This is a genomic window from Metallibacterium sp. (assembly GCF_054637675.1).
On sequence record NZ_JBTSRB010000033.1, the window covers coordinates 16,339 to 34,161 of the forward strand.

Consider the following 17,823-nt stretch of genomic DNA (forward strand, 5'->3'; position numbering starts at 1 on the left):
GATTTCAAGCCTGCGCCGCGGCGCTTTGCTGTGCAAGCCATCTCCGCATGCAGTTCATTTGCCAATACAAAAGCTGGAGAAAATCGCGCCCAGCAAATCCTCGTTGCTGTACGTGCCAGTCAGCTCGTCGAGTGCCTGCTGCGCGCGGCGCAGGGCTTCGGCGGCAAGCTCGGCCAGCCCGCCTTGTCGCGTGGCGGCACGCCGCACCTCGAAGCTCGCTGCTTCGATCTCGGCCGCCGCGCGCTGCAAGGCCAGTACGTGGCGCGTGCGCGCGCTGTAAGCGGTATCGGTATCGCCACCACTGGCGCGACGCCGCAGTTCCGCGCGCAGCAGATCCACACCGGCGCCGCTGCGCGCGGATAGCGCGATGCGCAACGGACTGGCCGCATCCTCGATACGCGCCGCAGGCTGACCCAACAAATCGATCTTGTTGAGCACAACCAGCACGGCCATATCCGGCGCATGCGCGTGCACGGCAGCGAGATCGTCGATCCAGTGCTCAGCATCGCTGACCAGCAGCGCGAGATCGGCGTCAGCCAACGCCGCCAGGGCGCGGCGCATGCCCTCGCGTTCGATCGTATCGCGCGCCGCGCGCAGTCCGGCGGTGTCGGCCAGATCCAGACGCACGCCGTCGAGTTGCAGTTCCAGACGCAGCACGTCGCGCGTGGTGCCGGGCACGGCGGTGACGATGGCGCGATCCTCGCCTGCGAGCGCATTGAGCAAGCTGGATTTTCCGGTGTTGGGGCGCCCCACCAGCACCACGCTCATGCCGCGCGCCAGGCGCACGCCGCGCCGCGCCTCGGCCAGCACGGCTGTGACTTGCATGCGCAGCTCGGCGAGCGTGCCGAGCAGCGCCGGATCGGCCAGCAACTCGAGTTCTTCGTCGGGGAAATCCAGCGCCGCTTCGATCTGCACGCGCGCGCCGGTGAGCAGCGCCTGCAACTCGCTCACGCGCGCGGAGAACACTCCGGCCAGTGCGCGCTGCGCAGCGCGCACCGCCGCCTCGCTACCGGCGGCGATCAGGTCGGCGATGGCCTCGGCCTGTGCCAGATCAAGCTTGCCGTTGAGATACGCGCGTTCGCTGAATTCACCCGCGCGCGCCGGCCGCGCACCCAGGTCACAGACACGACGCAGCAGCAGATCGAGCAGGATTGGGCTGCCGTGCGCGTGCAGCTCCAGCACATCCTCGCCGGTGTAGGAATGCGGCGCGGGAAACCACAGCAGCAGACCCCGATCCAGCAGCGCGCCATCGGCTTCACGCAGCGCGGTGTAGTGCGCGTGGCGCGCGCGTGGCGCGCGTCCCAGCAGGGCTCGCGCAATCGCTCCAGCCTGCGCGCCGCTGACGCGCACGATACCGATGCCCGCCGCGCCCGGCGCGGTGGCCACGGCGGCGATGGTGTCGGCAACGTGCATGCTGGCTCAGGTTGTCTTGGCGGCGTCGGCGCGCATCACTTGCCGCGTGACGTACCACTGTTGCAGCAAGCCGAGCACGCTGTTGGTGATGTAGTACAAGACCAGACCCGCCGGGAACTGGGCGAAGAAAAACGCCATCAATATCGGCATAGCCTTCATGATCTTGGCTTGGGTCGGGTCCATGCCGACGGCGGGCGTCAGCATCTGCTGTGCCAGCATGACCGCGGCATAAAGCACCGGCAGCACATAGTAGGGATCCGGCGCGGACAGGTTGTGGATCCACAACGCGAACGGCGCCTGGCGCAATTCCACGCTCTCGATCAGTACCGGATACAGCGCAAAGAACACCGGGATCTGCACCAGCATGGGCAGGCAACCGGCCACGGGATTGGCTTTCTCTTTTTGATACAACTCCATCATGGCCTGCTGCATCTTGGTCTTGTCGTCGGCGTAACGCGCCTGCAGCGCCTTGATGCGCGGCGTCAGTTTGCGCATCTTGGCGAATGAGCGGTACTGCTTGTCGCTGAGCCAGTAGAACGCGGCCTTGATCAACAGCACCAGCAAGATGATCGCCAGACCCCAGTTGTGGGTAATGCGGTGCAACTGCACCAGAACCCAGTGCAACGGCTGCGAGATCACGGTGAAGATGCCGTAGTCCACGCTCAGTTCGAGGCCGGGCGCGGCAGCGTTGAGCGCGCGCTCCAGCTTGGGTCCGACGAACAGGCTCATGTTCTGCATGGCGCTGGCACCAGGCGCCACGCTGAAAGCGGGACCGATGCTGCGCAACAGATAGTGTGGCTCGCCGGCGACATCGAAGGTGGCGCTGCTGAATTGCGCGCTGCTGCCACGCGCCGGAATCCACGCCGCGACGAAATAACGCTGCACGAAGGCGATCCAGCCATCTTGCACGCTGCGCGCCAACGGGTGCTTGGCAAACTCATCAAAGGCCAGCTTGCTGAACTTGTCCTGCGGGCTGTACCAGCTCCCACCAGTGAAGCTGTAGTACTCGGATGGGTCATGCAGAAAGAACAGATGCGAGGGTGGTGCTGGCGGCGCAGTGCGCACCAGTTGCGTCCAGGCGTTGCCGGTCCACGGTGTCTTGCCGAGGTTGCGCACCTGCTCCTGCACCTGTACCACGTAGCTGCCACGCGTGAAGGTGTAGCGCTTGGTCACCGCGATGCCTTGCGCAGGGTCGCTCCAGGTCAGATCGACGTTGAGTTGCTTCTGCCCCGATGCCATGGAGTAGCTGGTTCGCGCGCTCTTGAACAGCGCATCCACCGCCGGTGCGGCGCCAGCGATGCTGCTGACCAATCCGCTCTGCGCAACCAGGTAATGGCTGGTGCTGTCATCCAGCAGGCTGACGCGCTGCGCTTGCTCGGGTGCCACCGCGTATTTCAGCAAACGTGCCTGCACCAGCGCGCCACCAGCAGTATCCAAAGTGACATCGAGCACATCGGTGTGCACCGCGATGCGCTGGCCATACGCGGCACCGCTACCAGGCAACAATGCGGCTGCAGGCGCCGCGGACTCCGCCGTCGTCGTGGGCGCGGACGGCACTACGCTGACCAACGCGGGCGCAGCGCTGGCTTGCGGCGCAAGAGTGCTGGTGCTGGCGGCAGGCGGCGGCGCTGCGATCGGCGCGTTGAATTGCTGCTCCCATCCGGTCCACAACAGGTAGACGACCAGCAGCAGGCCGAGCAGCAGGAATGTGCGCGTCTGATTCATTGACAGAGTGTCCGGTAAGGGGCGCGCATGCAGCCGGGCGCGGATCAGCCGGGCATTGTGCCGGGCGCGTGCTGTAGCTTCAATGCCGCCAGTCGCTGCAGCAGCGCGGCGAGGTCGGCGGCGAGGACGCGATTGTCGGCAGCGGCGGCTGTGGTGCGTGCGATGACGAGCATGTCCAGCGCAGGCATGTGTTCACGGCGCAGACGAAACGCGGTGCGGATCTGGCGCTTGATGCGGTTGCGCTGCACGGCGCGCTTGTGCACTCGCTTGGAGACGGATTGCGCCATGCGCGCGTGACCACTGGGCGAAAACCGGTAGCGCGCCACGAAGTGGCGGCTGCCGAGCGCGGTGGCATCGCGGCCAAGCGCGGCGAAATCAGCAGCCCGCGTGAGCCGCGCTGCGCGCGGCAATCTCGCGGACGTCATCATCGGCGCCTCAGGGAATAAGGCGCTTGCGGCCCTTGGCGCGGCGGGCGGAAAGAATCTTGCGCCCATCGGCGGTGGCCATGCGTGCACGGAACCCGTGGGTGCGGGCGCGCTTGAGTTTGCTGGGTTGGAAAGTGCGCTTCATGCCGGTAATTGCGTCGCAGGCTTGCAAAAAGGTCTGCGATTATCGCGAGCGTTGCGGCCGCGTGTCAATCGCACGCGCCGTGCATGGACGCGTTGCTACACTGCTTGATCTATTCGGCCACCGTGCAGTTGGCCTCTTCCGGATTACCATGAGCGAACTCTGGCGACGTTGCCTCACGCGCCTCGAAGGCGAGCTGGGCAACGAGATGCACACTTGGCTGTTGCCGCTGCAGGCGCGCGAAGATAGCGGCGGGCTGCGTTTGTTTGCACCCAACGCCTACACCGTGGACACGGTGCGCGAGCAGTACCTGGCGCGCATCCGCGAGGTGCTGGAGCACCTCGCCGGGCAGCCGGTTCCCGTGCAGTTGGAAGTCGGCAGCGCGCGTGCGCCTGTTAGTGTTGTTCCTGCCGCCAACGTCGCGAGCCAAGGCGGCATGGCGGCGCTCGCAAACAGGGTTTCGGTGGTGGCCGAAGAAACCATCGACAGCAACCTCGATCCTGCCTATACGTTCGACAATTTCGTCGAGGGCAAACCAAATCAACTCGGCAAGGCGGCGGCCATGCAGGTTGCGCAGGCACCCGGCACTGCCTACAACCCGCTGCTGCTGTATGGCGGTACCGGCTTGGGCAAGACCCATCTGATGCATGCCGCGGGCAATCTGATTGCGCAGTCGCGACCCGGTGCGCGCGTGCTGTATCTGCGCTCCGAGCAGTTCGTCGGCGCCATGATCGAGGCTCTGCGCAGCAAGAACATGGATGCCTTCAAGCGCCGCTTCCGCGAGGTCGATGCGCTGCTGATCGACGACATCCAGTTTTTCGCCGGCAAGAACACCACACAGGAAGAGTTTTTCCATACCTTCAACACTTTGTTTGAAGGCAAGCAGCAAATCATCCTCACCTGCGATCGTTATCCGCGTGAGGTGGAAAATCTCGAGCCGCGGCTGAAATCGCGCCTGGGCTGGGGCCTGTCGGTAGCCATCGAGGCGCCAGATTTCGAGACGCGTGCGGCCATCCTACTGGCGAAGGCACAGCGCAAGAGCATGGCGCTGCCCGAGGATGTAGCCATGCTGCTGGCACGACGTATCCGCTCCAACGTGCGCGATCTGGAGGGCGCGCTCAACACCCTCGCGGCACGCGCCAATTTCTTCAGCAAGCCCATCACCTTGGCGTTTGCCGAGGAAACCTTGCGCGATCTGCTATCCGTGCATCAGCTTGCGATGACGGTTCCCAACATTCAGAAGACCGTCGCCGATTATTACCAGGTCCGGTTGTCAGATTTACTGTCCAAGCGTCGTGTGCGCTCCTTGGCGCGGCCACGACAGTTGGCCATGGCCCTGTCCAAGGAGTTGACTGAGCACAGCTTGCCGGAAATCGGCGAAGCTTTTGGTGGTCGCGACCACACCACGGTGCTGCATGCTTGCCGGACCATCCGAGGGCTGTGTGAAAAAGATGCACGCATGCATCAGGATTGGGACAAATTGATTCGTATACTCACAGGCTGAGATCCTGTGGATAATTCCGCGGGCTGACCTGCTGTAGCGGTTACCCACAGGGTATCCTCAGGCAAGGCATCGGATGGACAAGCAAAGGAAGCGCTCAATCGGTTGATTTTGAATGATTTCCAAGATTATCCCCTGTATCCACAGGGCCTACTACAACTACTATAAACCTTCTTGAAAACAGAAACGGATCGCCCCATGCGTGCAAGCCTGAGCCGTGAAACCTTGCTTCAACCGTTGCAGCGAATCATCGGTGTGGTCGAACGACGCCAGACCATGCCGGTGCTGGCACACGTGCTGGTTGAGGTGAATGCCCAACAGCAGCTAACTCTGACCGGGACCGACATGGAGGTAGAGATGATCGGTAGCGCGGCGACCGAGAGCGCGGAAGCCGGCGTGTGCACACTGCCTGCACGCAAACTCTATGACTTGGTTCGCGCATTGCCAGAAGGTTCTCGCATCGAGATCAAGCTGGAAGGCGAGCGCGTTTTGCTGCGTGCCGGGCGTAGCCGCTACACCTTGGTCACTTTGCCAGCCGCCGATTTCCCCACACTGGATAGCATTGAAGTCACCGACCGCCTGCGTACCACCGAGTCTGAGTTGAAGGTACTGCTCGAGCGCACCCAGTTCGCCATGGCCAACCAGGATGTGCGCTATTACCTCAACGGCATGTTGTTCGACATGCAGACCAGCTCGTTGCGTTGTGTGGCCACCGACGGCCACCGCCTTGCCATGGCCGAGGCAGCACTTCCTGCAGGCACCAGCCAGACGCGCCGGCAATCGATCGTGCCGCGCAAGGGGGTCCTGGAGTTGGCTGGCTTGTTGGAGTCTAGCGATGCCGAGGTGGAGCTTGAATTCGCGCGCAACCATTTGCGCCTGCGTCGCCCCGGGTTGCGGTTCACCTCGAAATTGATCGACGGTAAGTTCCCGGATTACGAGACCGTGCTGCCGATCGGGGCGGATAAACTGGTCACGGTCAACCGCAATACGCTACGCGAAACGCTGCAACGCGCTGCGATCCTCTCCAATGAAAAATATCGTGGCGTGAAGCTTGAATTCAGCCCTGGTCGCATGCGCATCGTCGCGCACAACCCCGAGCAGGAAGAGGCCGTCGAAGAACTCGAGGTTGAGACCGTGGTGGATGAACTTGCCGTGGGCTTCAACGTTGGCTATCTGCTTGATGCGCTCGGATCACTGCGCGGGGAGCAGGTATTGCTGCGCTTGCGCGATGCGCAGTCAAGCTGCTTGCTGGAGGGGCTTCCCGACGAGCGCGCGCGCCACGTCATCATGCCGTTGCGGCTCTGACCGTCCCGGCTACCATGGCGCAGGGACGTGGCTGGGGCCAGCGTTTGCGTGATGACCGATGCGTATCTTGCGCTTGAATCTGGCGCAACTGCGCTGCTTTGAATCACTATCGATCGTCCCGGCTGCTGGCATCAATCTCCTGCAAGGTGCCAATGGCAGTGGCAAAACCAGTGTGCTTGAGGCGTTATTCCTGTTGTCTCATGGCCGCTCGTTTCGGCCCGGAGGCAGCCAGGCCTTGATTCGGCGCGGGCAGGTGGAGTGCACGGTCTATGCTGAACTTGATGAGGGTGGTCAAACACATCGCCTCGGCTTGGCGCGTGGCGCGCATGGCTGGCGGGCGCGCATCGATGCGCAGCCGATAGCACGCCTATCCAATTTGTTGGCGCACTGCGCGGCCATTTGCATCGAGCCAGGCAGTCATGGCTTGATCGCTGGTCCAGCCGAGTTCCGGCGTCGCTTTCTAGATTGGGGTGTGTTCCACGTGGAACCCGCGTTCCTTGAAGCATGGCAGAACTATCGGCGATGCCTGCAACAGCGCAATTCTTTGTTGCGCAGGAACGGCGACAACGCGCAACTCGCGGTGTGGGAGCAAGGCATGGACAGTGCTGCCGTGCGACTGGATGAACAACGCCGTGCATACCTGGGCCGTCTGCGCATCCGGCTATTGGAGCACCTTGCCCGCTGGCTGCCGGAGCTCGGAGTGCCGACGTTGCGTTATCAGCGCGGCTGGGCTGCGGAGACCGCGTTGGTCGAGGTATTGGTGGCACATCGAATTCGTGACCGGGAGCAGGGGCATACACAGCAGGGTCCGCATCGCGCAGATTGGTTGCTGGGATTTGAGCAGGCACCGGAACGGCATCAACTTTCACGCGGCCAAACCAAGCTCGCAGCACTGGCTTGTTTGCTGGCGCAGTTCGAGGTGTTTCGCGAACTCCGCGGCACGACACCGTTGCTGCTTCTGGATGACCTTGCGGCCGAGCTGGACACAGCCCATCTGGAGCAAGTGGTGTCCTACCTGCAAAACAGCGGTGCACAGACCTGGATCACCGACACCGACTTTCCGAGTCACTGGCAACCCGGCATGCGGGTGTTCCACGTGGAACGCGGTGCGCTCCGCGCCTGAAGCGGGACAACTGCTAGAATTGTTGACTTGGCCGCGCTGCGGCGATCGATAATGCGCGAATCGGCATGAGTGAATCCGGGCAACACTACGACGCAAGCAGCATCAAGGTTCTCAAAGGATTGGAAGCGGTGCGCAAGCGTCCCGGCATGTATATCGGCGATACCGATGACGGCACGGGCCTGCACCACATGGTGTTCGAGGTGGTGGATAACGCCATCGACGAAGCACTTGCCGGGCACTGCGATCGCGTACGCGTCGAATTGCATGAGGACGGTTCGGTCAGCGTCGAGGATAACGGACGCGGTATCCCGGTTGAAATCCATCCCGAGGAGGGCCGTTCCACCGCCGAGGTGGTGATGACTGTACTGCACGCCGGCGGCAAGTTTGACGACAATGCCTACAAAGTTTCCGGTGGCCTGCATGGTGTCGGTGTATCCGTGGTCAACGCCTTGTCCGAGCACTTGTGGCTGGAGATTCATCGCCAGGGCCGCATGCACCGTCAGGAATACCGCATGGGCGAGCCGCTGTTCTCGATGCGCGACATTGAGGCCAGTTCGCGGCGTGGCACCACGGTGCGCTTTCTACCCAGCACGGAAGTGTTTGCGATCACCGAGTTCCACTACGACATTCTGGCCAAACGCCTGCGTGAGCTGGCTTTTCTCAATTCGGGGGTGCGCATTGAGCTGGCGGATTTGCGTCCAGGGCAAGAGCGCGAGGACGTTTTCGCCTATGAGGGCGGCATTCGCGCCTTCGTGCAGCACTTGGTTGAGTTGAAAACCCCATTGCATCCCAAGGTGATCAGCCTGAATTACAGCGCCGATGGCATCGAGGTTGAGGTGGCCTTGCAGTGGACTGACGGTTACCAGGAAGGCGTGTACTGCTACACCAACAACATCCCGCAGCGTGATGGCGGCACCCACCTCACCGGCTTCCGTGCCGCGTTGACGCGCACCCTGACGCAGTACATCGAGCGTGAGAACCTGGCCAAAAGCGCCAAGGTGCAGTTGTCGGGTGACGACATGCGTGAGGGATTGATCGCGGTGCTCTCGGTCAAGGTGCCAGATCCAAAGTTCTCCTCGCAGACCAAGGAAAAGCTGGTTTCCAGCGAGGTCAAGACCGTGGTCGAGCAGGGTGTTGGCCAGACACTGGAAGAATTTCTGCTGGAAAATCCCAACGAGGCACGCACCATCGCCGGCAAGGTTGTCGACGCCGCGCGCGCGCGCGAAGCGGCGCGCAAGGCGCGCGAAATGACTCGGCGCAAGGGCGCGCTGGATATCGCCGGCCTGCCTGGCAAGCTGGCCGATTGCCAGGAAAAAGACCCGGCGCTGTCGGAATTGTTTCTGGTCGAAGGTGACTCGGCTGGCGGCTCGGCCAAGCAGGGTCGCAACCGCCGCAACCAAGCGGTGCTACCGCTCAAGGGCAAGATCCTCAACGTCGAGAAGGCGCGTTTCGACCGCATGCTAGCTTCGGCTGAGGTCGGCACGCTGATTACCGCGCTGGGCTGCGGCATCGGCAAGGATGAATACAACCCCGACAAGATCCGCTACCACCGAATCATCATCATGACTGATGCGGACGTGGATGGCAGCCACATCCGCACGTTGCTGTTGACCTTCTTCTACCGGCAGATGCCCGAATTGATAGACCGTGGTTATGTTTATATCGGCTTGCCGCCGCTGTACAAGCTTAAGCAGGGCAAACAGGAGATGTACCTCAAGGACGATGCCGCGCTCAACGCCTACCTGTTGAACAGTGCCGTCGAGGGCGCTGAACTGATGCCAGGCGCAGGCGTTCCACCAATCCGTGCTGAAGCACTGGAGCGCCTGCTGCATCTGTGGCAGCAGGCTGAGGATGCCTTGCCGCGTCTCAGTTTGCGCTGCGACAGCGCTGTACTCGGGGCCATGTTCGAGCATGCACCGCTGGAAGAGGGTGCCTGGCATGATGCGCAAGCGCTGCAGGCATGGGCCGATGCGCTGGTGACCGGACTCAACGCAGAGGGGCTAGGGCGCGCGCGCTACGGTTTCACCGTGCAGCCCGGTGGCGAGCACGGCGCTGTGCTGTTATTGACACGTAGCCAGCACGGACTGGAGCACACGTGGGCCATGGCGCGCGGATTTTTCGCCAGCGCCGAGTTTCGTCCCATTCTCGAACTGAGCCGTGCTGCTCACGGCTTGATCGAGGCTGGCGCCAGCATTCGCCGGGGCAATGCCAGCCGCGTTGTGCAGAACCTTGCACAAGTGCGTGCGGTTCTGTTCGAAGAAGCCAAAAAGGGGCGCATGATCCAGCGCTTCAAGGGCCTTGGCGAGATGAATCCCGAGCAACTCTGGGAAACCACGGTCAACCCGGAAACCCGACGCCTGCTGCAGGTTCGCATTGAAGATGCGATCAGTGCCGATCGCGTTTTCGCCATGCTGATGGGTGAGGCGGTCGAGCCACGTCGCGAGTTCATCGAATCCAACGCGCTCAAAGTCGCCAATCTCGATATTTGACGGACGCGTGCAAGCGCGCAGCCTTGGTCGGGGCGGTGCGCGACGCCGTGTGTATTCGTATGCAACGCATGCCTGCCGCGGCGCAACTTGGCGGAATGCGCGCCAGCGATTACCCTTCGTATTCCCACCCCGCACGCTGCGGCGTCCTCTCCCCCGTGAGGTCAGCATGAAAGTTCGTTCCCTGTCCAAGTTCCTGTTGCTGCTGGCCTTGGCCTTGATGGCCGTTGGTGCCGCCAATGCCAAGGACGCCAAGAAGGCGCCGGAGTATCCCAACGCCAAGCGTGAGCAGCCGCAGAACGACCTGCGCAGCGAGCGCGAGCAGCGCATGTTGCAAGCGGGCTTCAACGCGCTCAACAGCAAGGATGACGCCAAGGCCACGGGCGATCTCAACAAGATATTGAAGGATTCATCCAGTAAGTACGCCAAGGCCATGGCGCTGCGCGGCCTGGCCCAGATCCAGATGAACGCTGGCAACATCAAGGCCGCGATACCACTGTTGCAGCAGGCACTGGATCTGAATTCGCTGTCCAACGACGATTACTTCGACACCATGCTCACCATCGCCCAGATCCAGGCGCAGGACGAGCAGTGGCAGCCGGCGCTGACCACGCTGCAAAAGTGGATGACCGAGGGTGGCAAGCGATCCGGCGCGGCCTATGCGCTGGAAGGCAATATCTACTACCGGCTCAACCAGTACCAGAATGCCATTGGGGCAATGAAACAAGCGCTGGCGCTGAAGCCCGATGCCCCGGACTCGTGGAACCAGTTGTTGATGGCCAGCTACTTCGGCCTCAACGATTACAGTCAGGCGGCCAAGCTGGAAGAGGCCGTCGTGGCGAAGAATCCCGATGACAAGGCTGCGGTCAAGAATCTGGTCAGCGTTTATATCCAGGCCAAGGAGCCCGACAAGGCGCTCAAGGTCATGGCTGCAGCCAAAGCGCGCGGGCTCTACACCAGCAACGATGACTACATCAATCTGGCCAAGATGTACCTGTATATCGCACAGAACCAGGACAACCCCAAGCCCAACGCGCTGCAAGCCGCCGCGGTGGTGCAGGAAGGTCTGAGCAAGAAGATCGTCACGCCGAGCCTGGAGGCCTACAAGCTGCTCGGCGACGCAGACTACGTCGCTGGCGAGCAGGACAAGGCCATGGCCGCGTGGACCAAGGCCTCGCCTTATGCGAAGGACGGTGATATGGACTTCATGCGTGCGCAGTTGCTGATCCAGGATCAAAAATTCACCGCGGGACGCAGCTTGATGCAGACGGCGCTCAAGCGCGGTGTCAAACGCGTGGGTGCGGCGTGGGCGCTGATCGGCAACGCCGACCTCGCGCTAAAAGATCGCAAGGCCGCAACAGCCGCATTCGAGAAGGCCGCGCAGGATCCCGAAACGCGTGCCGCCGCCGAAAAAGTGCTCAAGCAATTGCGCGGCGGCAAGAAGTAATTCAAGCACTGGGTCCGGGCCTCGTTTGAGGCTGAACGCGCGCTATACACAGTCATGATTCTCGTGTACTGTGGCGGGCTTTCGAACCCTCGCGACGCAAGCCAAGGTCGCGCGGGGCCCGGCGATGAAGCACTCAGCATTGTTGGTTGAATGATGGCGTCGAGTACCGATCAATCCGGGGCAACCCGATTCAACTGGAAGCGCACTTGGGCGTTGTCCGGAGCTATTGCGATCCACGTGGCCGCGATCCTGATGATGCTGTCGCCAGCGGCGCCGCCGCAGGCGAAGGAAAAGGCGAAGGAAAAGATCGTGCAGGTGGAGTTCATCAAGCCGCCGCCGCCGCCGCCGCCGCCGCCGCCGCCGCCGCCGGTGCCGCCCAAGGCGCCGCCGCCGAAAATCATTCAGGTCATCAAGCCGCCGCCGATGCCGCCGCCGCCGGCGCCGCCGCCGCCGGTGCAGGAGCAGTCCGCCATGTCCACGGCAGCCGTGGTCACGCCGCCGGCACCGCCCCCTGCACCCGTGGACATCGCGCCCAGCCAGGATATTTCGTATAACGATCGGCAGCCGCCGCGTTATCCGATCTCGGCTGTGCGCCAACACCAGCAAGGTACGGTGTACCTTCTGGTACTGGTGGGCCCGGATGGCTCGGTGCTGGACGTCAAGGTTGACCAGTCCAGTGGGTATCGCGATCTCGACCGTGCCGCCATTGAGGCAGCACGGAAATGGAAGTTCAACCCCGGCAGCAGGGATGGCAAGCCTGTCGGCGGTTGGGTGAAAGTCCCGGTCCAGTTCAAGCTAAGCAATCTCGGTTTCTAACCGAACCCGTCCACGTTTGCTCAAAGGGTAGTGTCATGCTGCAAGAAGCCTCCACCTCCTCGTCGGCCGCCCAGGGCGCAGCCATTCCTCCTTCCGGCGCGCCGCTGCCGACGCTGAGCGGCAACGCCAACGCCCATGCGCTGCAGCAGGCCGGTTTTGACCAGTTGATCCACAACTTCGACTGGTTGGGATGGCTGGTCTTCATCGTGCTGATCGTGATGTCGGTACTGTCCTGGTACTACATCATTTTCAATCTGATCAAGAACAGTCAGGTGCGCGCGCGCATGAACAAGGTGATTGATGCGTTCTGGCATACACCTTCGCCGCAAGATGCGATTCGCGCCATGGAGGCGCAGCCGCCCTCCGAGCCATTCTCCAAGATTGCGTTGGACTGCGCGCAGGCGGCCTCGCACCACCAGAAGGCCGAGGGTGGCGCCATCGCGCAGACGCTGAGCCGCTCCGAGTTCGTCGATCGCGCGCTGCGTCAAGCCGTGGCCCGCGAGAGCATGCGCCTTGAAACCGGCCTGACCCTACTGGCCACGGTCGGTTCGGCGGCGCCCTTCGTCGGTCTACTCGGCACGGTATGGGGCATCTACCACGCCCTGATTGCCATTGGCGCATCCGGTCAGGCCGATATCGGCGCGGTAGCTGGTCCGGTGGGCGAGGCGCTGATCATGACCGCGATCGGTCTGGGCACCGCGATCCCGGCCCTGTTTGCCTACAACTTCTTCGTGCGCATGAATCGCGTGACCTACGCCAAGTTCGATGAATTCGCGCATGACCTGCACGATTTCTTCGCCACCGGTGCGCGCGTCGGCGAAATTGCTGCCCCGGCCAAGAAGTAATAACCCGCGCAGGCAGAGGATCGACCCATGGCAATGAGCAGCGGAGGGGGCGCCAACAGCGGTGCCCTGATGTCCGAAATCAACGTCACCCCGCTGGTGGACGTGATGCTGGTGCTGCTGATCATCTTCATGATCACGGCGCCACTGGCCGCACACAAGATCAAGGTTGAGCTGCCCATCGCCAGCCCGACAACGAATCCGGCCCAGAATGGCGGGTCGGTCGACTTGGCGGTCAGGAACGATGGTGCCATGTACTGGAACGACTCGTCGGTGACGCAGAACGAGCTGCGCGCGCGCTTCGCCGTGGAAGCGGCCAAGAACCCGCAACCCGAGATTCACCTGCGCGCCGATCGTTCGATCCGCTTCAAGGAAGTCTCCAAGATCCTGGCCGATGCCAAGCAGTCTGGCATCATCAAGATCGGTTTTGTCACCACCGGCAAACACTGAGTCCGCGCCGGGCGCGCGGCCCGGCGGATCCACGAGGTAGCAAGCAATGGCTTTCAGCAGCAAGAGTGGCAGCAGCGGCCCGATGGCGGAGATCAACGTCACGCCGTTGGTCGACGTGATGCTGGTGTTGCTGATCATCTTCATGATCACCGCGCCGATGCTGACGCACCGCATCCGCATCGATCTGCCGCAGCCCAACCGCAATGTGCAACCGCCGCTCAATCCGCCGGAGCCGATCAAGCTGCAGATTCGCGCCGACGGCTCGATTTTCTGGAACAGCCTGCCGGTGACGATCTCCGAATTGAAGGCACAGCTGGCGGTCACTGCGGTCAAGAATCCGCAACCCGAGCTGCAGATCAACGCCTCGCCCAACGTCGAATATCAGAACGTGGCTGCGGTGCTGGCCGACGCCAAGAGGGCTGGGCTGGAAAAGATCGGCTTCGAAAACACCGATCAGGGCGGGGGCTAAGCCGTCGGACAAGATGTTGCATCCGCAAGGGCGTCACGCGGCGCCCTTTGCGTTTGCGCTGCGCCCAACCGCTCAGTCGCGCAGCAGTGCCAGATAAGCGCGCACGGTGGGTGCGAGGCCCACGTACAGGGCTTCGCCGATCAAGGCATGGCCGATCGAGACTTCCGCCAGATCGGGAATGGCCGTGCGCAAAAGCAGCAGGTTGCGCTGATCCAGATCATGCCCGGCGTTGACCATCAGCCCCGCCGCGCGTGCCGCCCGCGCCGTGCGCACACAGGCATTCAGCGCGCCGCTGCAATCACCCGCGGCGCAGGCTTCGGCATAGGGGCCGGTATAGATTTCGATGCGTGCCACGCCGATGCCGGCCAACGCCGTGAAATCCGTAGCGCCGGCATCCACGAAAACTGAAACACGTCCGGCGTGCGCGCGCAGCGCCGCGACCAGCGGCTGCAGTTTGACGATATCGCCGGGCAGCGCGAAGCCATGGTCCGAGGTGAGCTGCGCATCGCCATCTGGCACCAGGGTCACTTGCGCGGGGTGCGTGGCGCGCACCAGTTCAAGCAGGCCGGGATAAGCCCCGCGCGGCGGCGCGAACGGGTTGCCCTCGATGTTGTATTCCGCCCGGCCATGGCACAGCTCCGCCAGATCCAAAACATCCTGTGGGCGGATATGGCGCAGATCCGGGCGCGGGTGCACGGTGATGCCCTGCGCGCCGGCCGCGATGCAAGCGCGCGCGGCCTGCAGGACAGAGGGTTCATCGCCGCCGCGCGAATTGCGCAACACCGCGATCTTGTTGATGTTGACGCTGAGCTGGGTCATGGCATTATCCGGGGCCGGCGCCGGCAAGCATGCCAGTGATTGGCATGCACCAAAACACGCCCAGCAAAAAAAAGCGCGCCAGTAGCGCGCTTTGAATCCGTGTCACACCGGTTACGTCTCGCGGTACGGTCACGGCAGGAGATGCGTAACTGAGAGTGCGGCGCCAGCCGAAAAGTTCCGCCCAGTACCGCGCAAGCCCAGCAGGGCCGGCAGAGCCGCGCAACCAAGTCGGTCAGTCAGCCGATTCCATCAAACGAATCAATCGTTCCGGACCACGCCATGCAATATGCCCAATCAGTGGTGCGGGCAGCGCCAGGCGATGGAGCTGCCAAGCCGCCGCCGGCGCCAACGCGCCCGCAAATCGATTGACGTCCCAGCCCGCCGCGCGCCAAGCCATGCCTACCCTGGCGAGGCCATAGCCGATGCCGACGCCGGCCGCTTTCAGCACCGCTTCCTTGGCGGTCCACAGCGCGTAAAACGCCTGCAAGCGTTCGGCCTCGGGGAGGCTGTGCAAGATGTCTGCTTCGGCGGCGGTGAAGTAGCGCTGCGCCAGCGCCAGCAGTCGCGGTCGCGGTCGCGGCGATTCCAGATCCACGCCCACGGCCTGCACATGCGCCAGCACCAACAGCGCCCAGCCGCCGCTGTGACTGAGGCTGAAGTGCCAGTCGTTGAGCACGCCGCCGAGCTGCGGCTTGCCGCGCGCGTCGCGCGCGATCAGCAGTACTGCGGGGTCCACCTCGAGCGCCTCGGCCAGCGTGGCGCGCACCCAAATCCAGCCGCTGGCGGCCGACCATGGCGTCAGCCAACAATGGATCATTGTGCGCGAGTTGAGCATGGCGCTCATCCTGCATCCCCTGAGCCGGCCGGAGTCGCCGTGGCTGCTCCCAGCACCTGCAATAAGTCATGTCCCTGCCCGGCCAGCGCAGCGAGCTCATCGCGTCGCCACGCGCCAACAATACGTCCTGCATGCAACAGCAACAGGCGATCGGCAAAGCGTGCGGCATGCTCCACGGCATGCGTCACCAACAGTACCGCGGCGCCGTGCGCGCAGCGCGCGCGCAACTGCGCCTCGGCAGCGGCCAGGCTCGCGGCATCCAAGCCGCTCAACGTTTCGTCCAGCACGAGCAGACGCGGACTGCCCAGCATGCCCAGCACCAAGCCGAGCTTCTGCCGCATGCCCATGGAATAACGACCCAGCGACTGCGCCAGCAGGGTCGCATCCAGGCCCAACGCCAGCAGCAAGGGCGCGGCGGCACGCGCGTGATCAGGCTGGCCCTGGCCGCGCGCGAACAATTGCACGCATTCGTTGCCGCTGAGTTCCAGCGGCAACAGCCAGTGGTTGACCGCCATGCCGAGCGCGCTGCGGCTGGCCGGGTGCGCGCTGTCCACGCGCGCGCCGTCGAGCCACACAGAACCCGCCTGGGGCCGCATCAACCCGGCCACGCAACGCGCCAACGTGGTCTTGCCGGCGCCGTTGGCACCCAGCAGCGCGACGATTTCGCCGCTGGCAATACCTATATCGACGGCATCGAGAATGCGTTGCGCGCCGCGTCCGACACACAGCCCGCGCACCTCCAGCAGCGCTGGCGCGGGGTTCATCGCCACGGATCAAGCCGCTGCCGCTGCCGCAACAGTTGCATTACCAACGGCAACAACCCGGCGCCGCAGAAGACAAGCAGCAACAGCAGTGCCGTGAGCAGCCATGAGGTTACCAAGCTCAGCGCGCGCGTAGCTGTCGCCGCAAGCAGGCTGCCACCGACAATCACCAGCAAGGGCAGTGGCAGGTGCACCAGCAGCCAGCGCCGTGGCGTGGTGGTGCAGGCCTGGGTGAGCATGAGCACATGCAGCAGCGTCGCGCGACTGATGGCCAGCACGTCGAGTGCGCTGGCCATCAGCCAGGCGAAAGCGAGTATGGACAGCGCGGCGCCAAGCGGCGTGCCCATGGGTAGCATCAGTGCCAACACGGCGAGCAACAGCTTGTGGCGATCGGGGCGCAGATGTCCGAGGCGCCGCAGTTGCCAACACCACAGCATGGCGTGCAGCGAGGCAACACTGGCGCTGGTGTGCGCGGCGCACGGGGTTACAACGGGGTAGGCACGCGGCATGGCGTTTGGTGCGAGTTGAGCGCGCGCGCGCCACATGCCCAGCAAACTGCCGCAGGTGCCAGCCAATAGCATGACGCTGGCGGCGATACCAGCCGCGGCGGGCGCCACGTGCGGCGCCACGCAAAACGCCGCCACATACAGCGCCAGCCACAGCGGCACTGCGCGCGCAAATGCGCGCAGGCTGGCGAGCAACCATGCGTGCGTGCGCCGCCACGCCGCAGACAGCGGCAGTGCCTGTAGCCAATGCTCGGCCGCCGCGACACGCAGCGCATGCGCTGTGGTGAGCCCACCGCGTGCAGCGAATGCGGCCAGCAACAGCAGCGGAAACAGTGGGTAGCGCGCGCACAGCAAAGCCACATTGGGCAGCAGCCACACCAGCACAAAGCCTGCGGCCGTCGCGCCCATGACGGGCAGTCCGAGACGCCACACGGCGAGCGCGCAGTGCAACCGACCCGGCGCCAAGCCATGACGCGCACGCCAGCGCCACCATGCCTCGGTCAGCAACAAGGTTCGCATGTGCGTGGCTTCGCTCAGTGTGTCCACGCCGCTGCGCGCGCGGTCCGCGACCGTGTGGCGGCACGATGTCGACCACGTTCGGTGCCAGTATTCACCGGATCAGCCGCTCGCTGACCAGACTCTGCACCACCGAGGGATCAGCCAGGGTCGAGATGTCGCCCAACTGATCGGGGGCGTTCTCGGCGATCTTGCGCAGGATGCGGCGCATGATCTTGCCCGAGCGCGTCTTCGGCAGGCTC

General features: G+C 63.5%; 17 protein-coding genes. 9 read left to right on the top strand and 8 right to left on the bottom strand.

Going from position 1 to position 17,823, the window contains the following annotated elements; genetic code table 11:
• Window positions 1–54: 54 nt before the first annotated feature.
• The 4 genes from mnmE to rpmH are packed head-to-tail and all read right to left on the bottom strand — an operon-like array spanning window position 55 to window position 3,708.
• The gene (gene mnmE / locus ACYDAT_RS10670; protein WP_461450022.1) at window positions 55–1,413 is read right to left on the bottom strand and encodes a tRNA uridine-5-carboxymethylaminomethyl(34) synthesis GTPase MnmE; all 1,359 of its coding nucleotides are present in this window, start codon (window positions 1,411–1,413) and stop codon (window positions 55–57) included.
• A 6-nt stretch (window positions 1,414–1,419) separates the two neighbouring features.
• On the bottom strand, window positions 1,420–3,138 hold the full coding sequence (yidC, locus tag ACYDAT_RS10675; RefSeq protein ID WP_461450024.1) for a membrane protein insertase YidC: 1,719 nt from the start codon (window positions 3,136–3,138) through the stop codon (window positions 1,420–1,422).
• A 44-nt stretch (window positions 3,139–3,182) separates the two neighbouring features.
• Entirely contained in the window at window positions 3,183–3,566 is a 384-nt protein-coding gene (gene rnpA, locus ACYDAT_RS10680; protein WP_461439212.1) for a ribonuclease P protein component, read from the bottom strand.
• 7 nt (window positions 3,567–3,573) lie between these two features.
• A complete protein-coding gene (gene rpmH / locus ACYDAT_RS10685) occupies window positions 3,574–3,708 on the bottom strand; it encodes a 50S ribosomal protein L34 (RefSeq protein WP_049621303.1) in 135 nt (44 codons plus the stop codon).
• Between the two features lie 148 nt (window positions 3,709–3,856).
• Between rpmH and dnaA the strand changes: the two genes are divergently transcribed.
• From dnaA to ACYDAT_RS10730, 9 genes are all read left to right on the top strand, one after another.
• On the top strand, window positions 3,857–5,209 hold the full coding sequence (dnaA, locus tag ACYDAT_RS10690; RefSeq protein ID WP_461450039.1) for a chromosomal replication initiator protein DnaA: 1,353 nt from the start codon (window positions 3,857–3,859) through the stop codon (window positions 5,207–5,209).
• Between the two features lie 195 nt (window positions 5,210–5,404).
• Window positions 5,405–6,511 carry a DNA polymerase III subunit beta gene (gene dnaN / locus ACYDAT_RS10695; protein WP_461439213.1) on the top strand — a complete coding sequence of 369 codons (1,107 nt, stop codon included), beginning with the start codon at window positions 5,405–5,407 and terminating at the stop codon, window positions 6,509–6,511.
• A gap of 58 nt (window positions 6,512–6,569) precedes the next feature.
• Window positions 6,570–7,634, top strand: coding sequence for a DNA replication/repair protein RecF (gene recF, locus ACYDAT_RS10700; RefSeq protein WP_461450026.1), 1,065 nt, complete (start codon window positions 6,570–6,572; stop codon window positions 7,632–7,634).
• A gap of 65 nt (window positions 7,635–7,699) precedes the next feature.
• Entirely contained in the window at window positions 7,700–10,123 is a 2,424-nt protein-coding gene (gene gyrB / locus ACYDAT_RS10705) for a DNA topoisomerase (ATP-hydrolyzing) subunit B (RefSeq protein ID WP_461450028.1), read from the top strand.
• Between the two features lie 166 nt (window positions 10,124–10,289).
• Window positions 10,290–11,567: a tetratricopeptide repeat protein gene (locus tag ACYDAT_RS10710; protein WP_461439216.1), complete on the top strand. Its 1,278-nt coding sequence runs from the start codon at window positions 10,290–10,292 to the stop codon at window positions 11,565–11,567.
• A gap of 237 nt (window positions 11,568–11,804) precedes the next feature.
• The gene (locus ACYDAT_RS10715; RefSeq protein WP_461439217.1) at window positions 11,805–12,383 is read left to right on the top strand and encodes an energy transducer TonB; all 579 of its coding nucleotides are present in this window, start codon (window positions 11,805–11,807) and stop codon (window positions 12,381–12,383) included.
• Between the two features lie 113 nt (window positions 12,384–12,496).
• Entirely contained in the window at window positions 12,497–13,228 is a 732-nt protein-coding gene (locus ACYDAT_RS10720) for a MotA/TolQ/ExbB proton channel family protein (RefSeq protein WP_461439221.1), read from the top strand.
• Window positions 13,229–13,255: 27 nt separating this feature from the next.
• The gene (locus ACYDAT_RS10725) at window positions 13,256–13,675 is read left to right on the top strand and encodes an ExbD/TolR family protein (RefSeq protein WP_461439218.1); all 420 of its coding nucleotides are present in this window, start codon (window positions 13,256–13,258) and stop codon (window positions 13,673–13,675) included.
• Between the two features lie 46 nt (window positions 13,676–13,721).
• Window positions 13,722–14,144: an ExbD/TolR family protein gene (locus tag ACYDAT_RS10730; protein ID WP_461439219.1), complete on the top strand. Its 423-nt coding sequence runs from the start codon at window positions 13,722–13,724 to the stop codon at window positions 14,142–14,144.
• Between the two features lie 72 nt (window positions 14,145–14,216).
• On the opposite strand, the gene ACYDAT_RS10735 is transcribed toward ACYDAT_RS10730, so the two are convergent.
• The 4 genes from ACYDAT_RS10735 to ACYDAT_RS10750 form a co-directional block, all read right to left on the bottom strand.
• The gene (locus ACYDAT_RS10735; RefSeq protein WP_461450030.1) at window positions 14,217–14,963 is read right to left on the bottom strand and encodes a pyridoxine 5'-phosphate synthase; all 747 of its coding nucleotides are present in this window, start codon (window positions 14,961–14,963) and stop codon (window positions 14,217–14,219) included.
• Window positions 14,964–15,195: 232 nt separating this feature from the next.
• A complete protein-coding gene (locus ACYDAT_RS10740) occupies window positions 15,196–15,798 on the bottom strand; it encodes a 4'-phosphopantetheinyl transferase family protein (RefSeq protein WP_461450032.1) in 603 nt (200 codons plus the stop codon).
• A gap of 5 nt (window positions 15,799–15,803) precedes the next feature.
• Window positions 15,804–16,562 (bottom strand): ATP-binding cassette domain-containing protein, encoded by a 759-nt coding sequence (locus tag ACYDAT_RS10745; RefSeq protein WP_461450034.1) that lies wholly within the window; start codon window positions 16,560–16,562, stop codon window positions 15,804–15,806.
• Window positions 16,559–17,584 (bottom strand): hypothetical protein, encoded by a 1,026-nt coding sequence (locus ACYDAT_RS10750; protein ID WP_461450035.1) that lies wholly within the window; start codon window positions 17,582–17,584, stop codon window positions 16,559–16,561. The genes ACYDAT_RS10745 and ACYDAT_RS10750 overlap by 4 nt, the downstream gene beginning before the upstream one ends.
• Window positions 17,585–17,823: the final 239 nt, after the last annotated feature.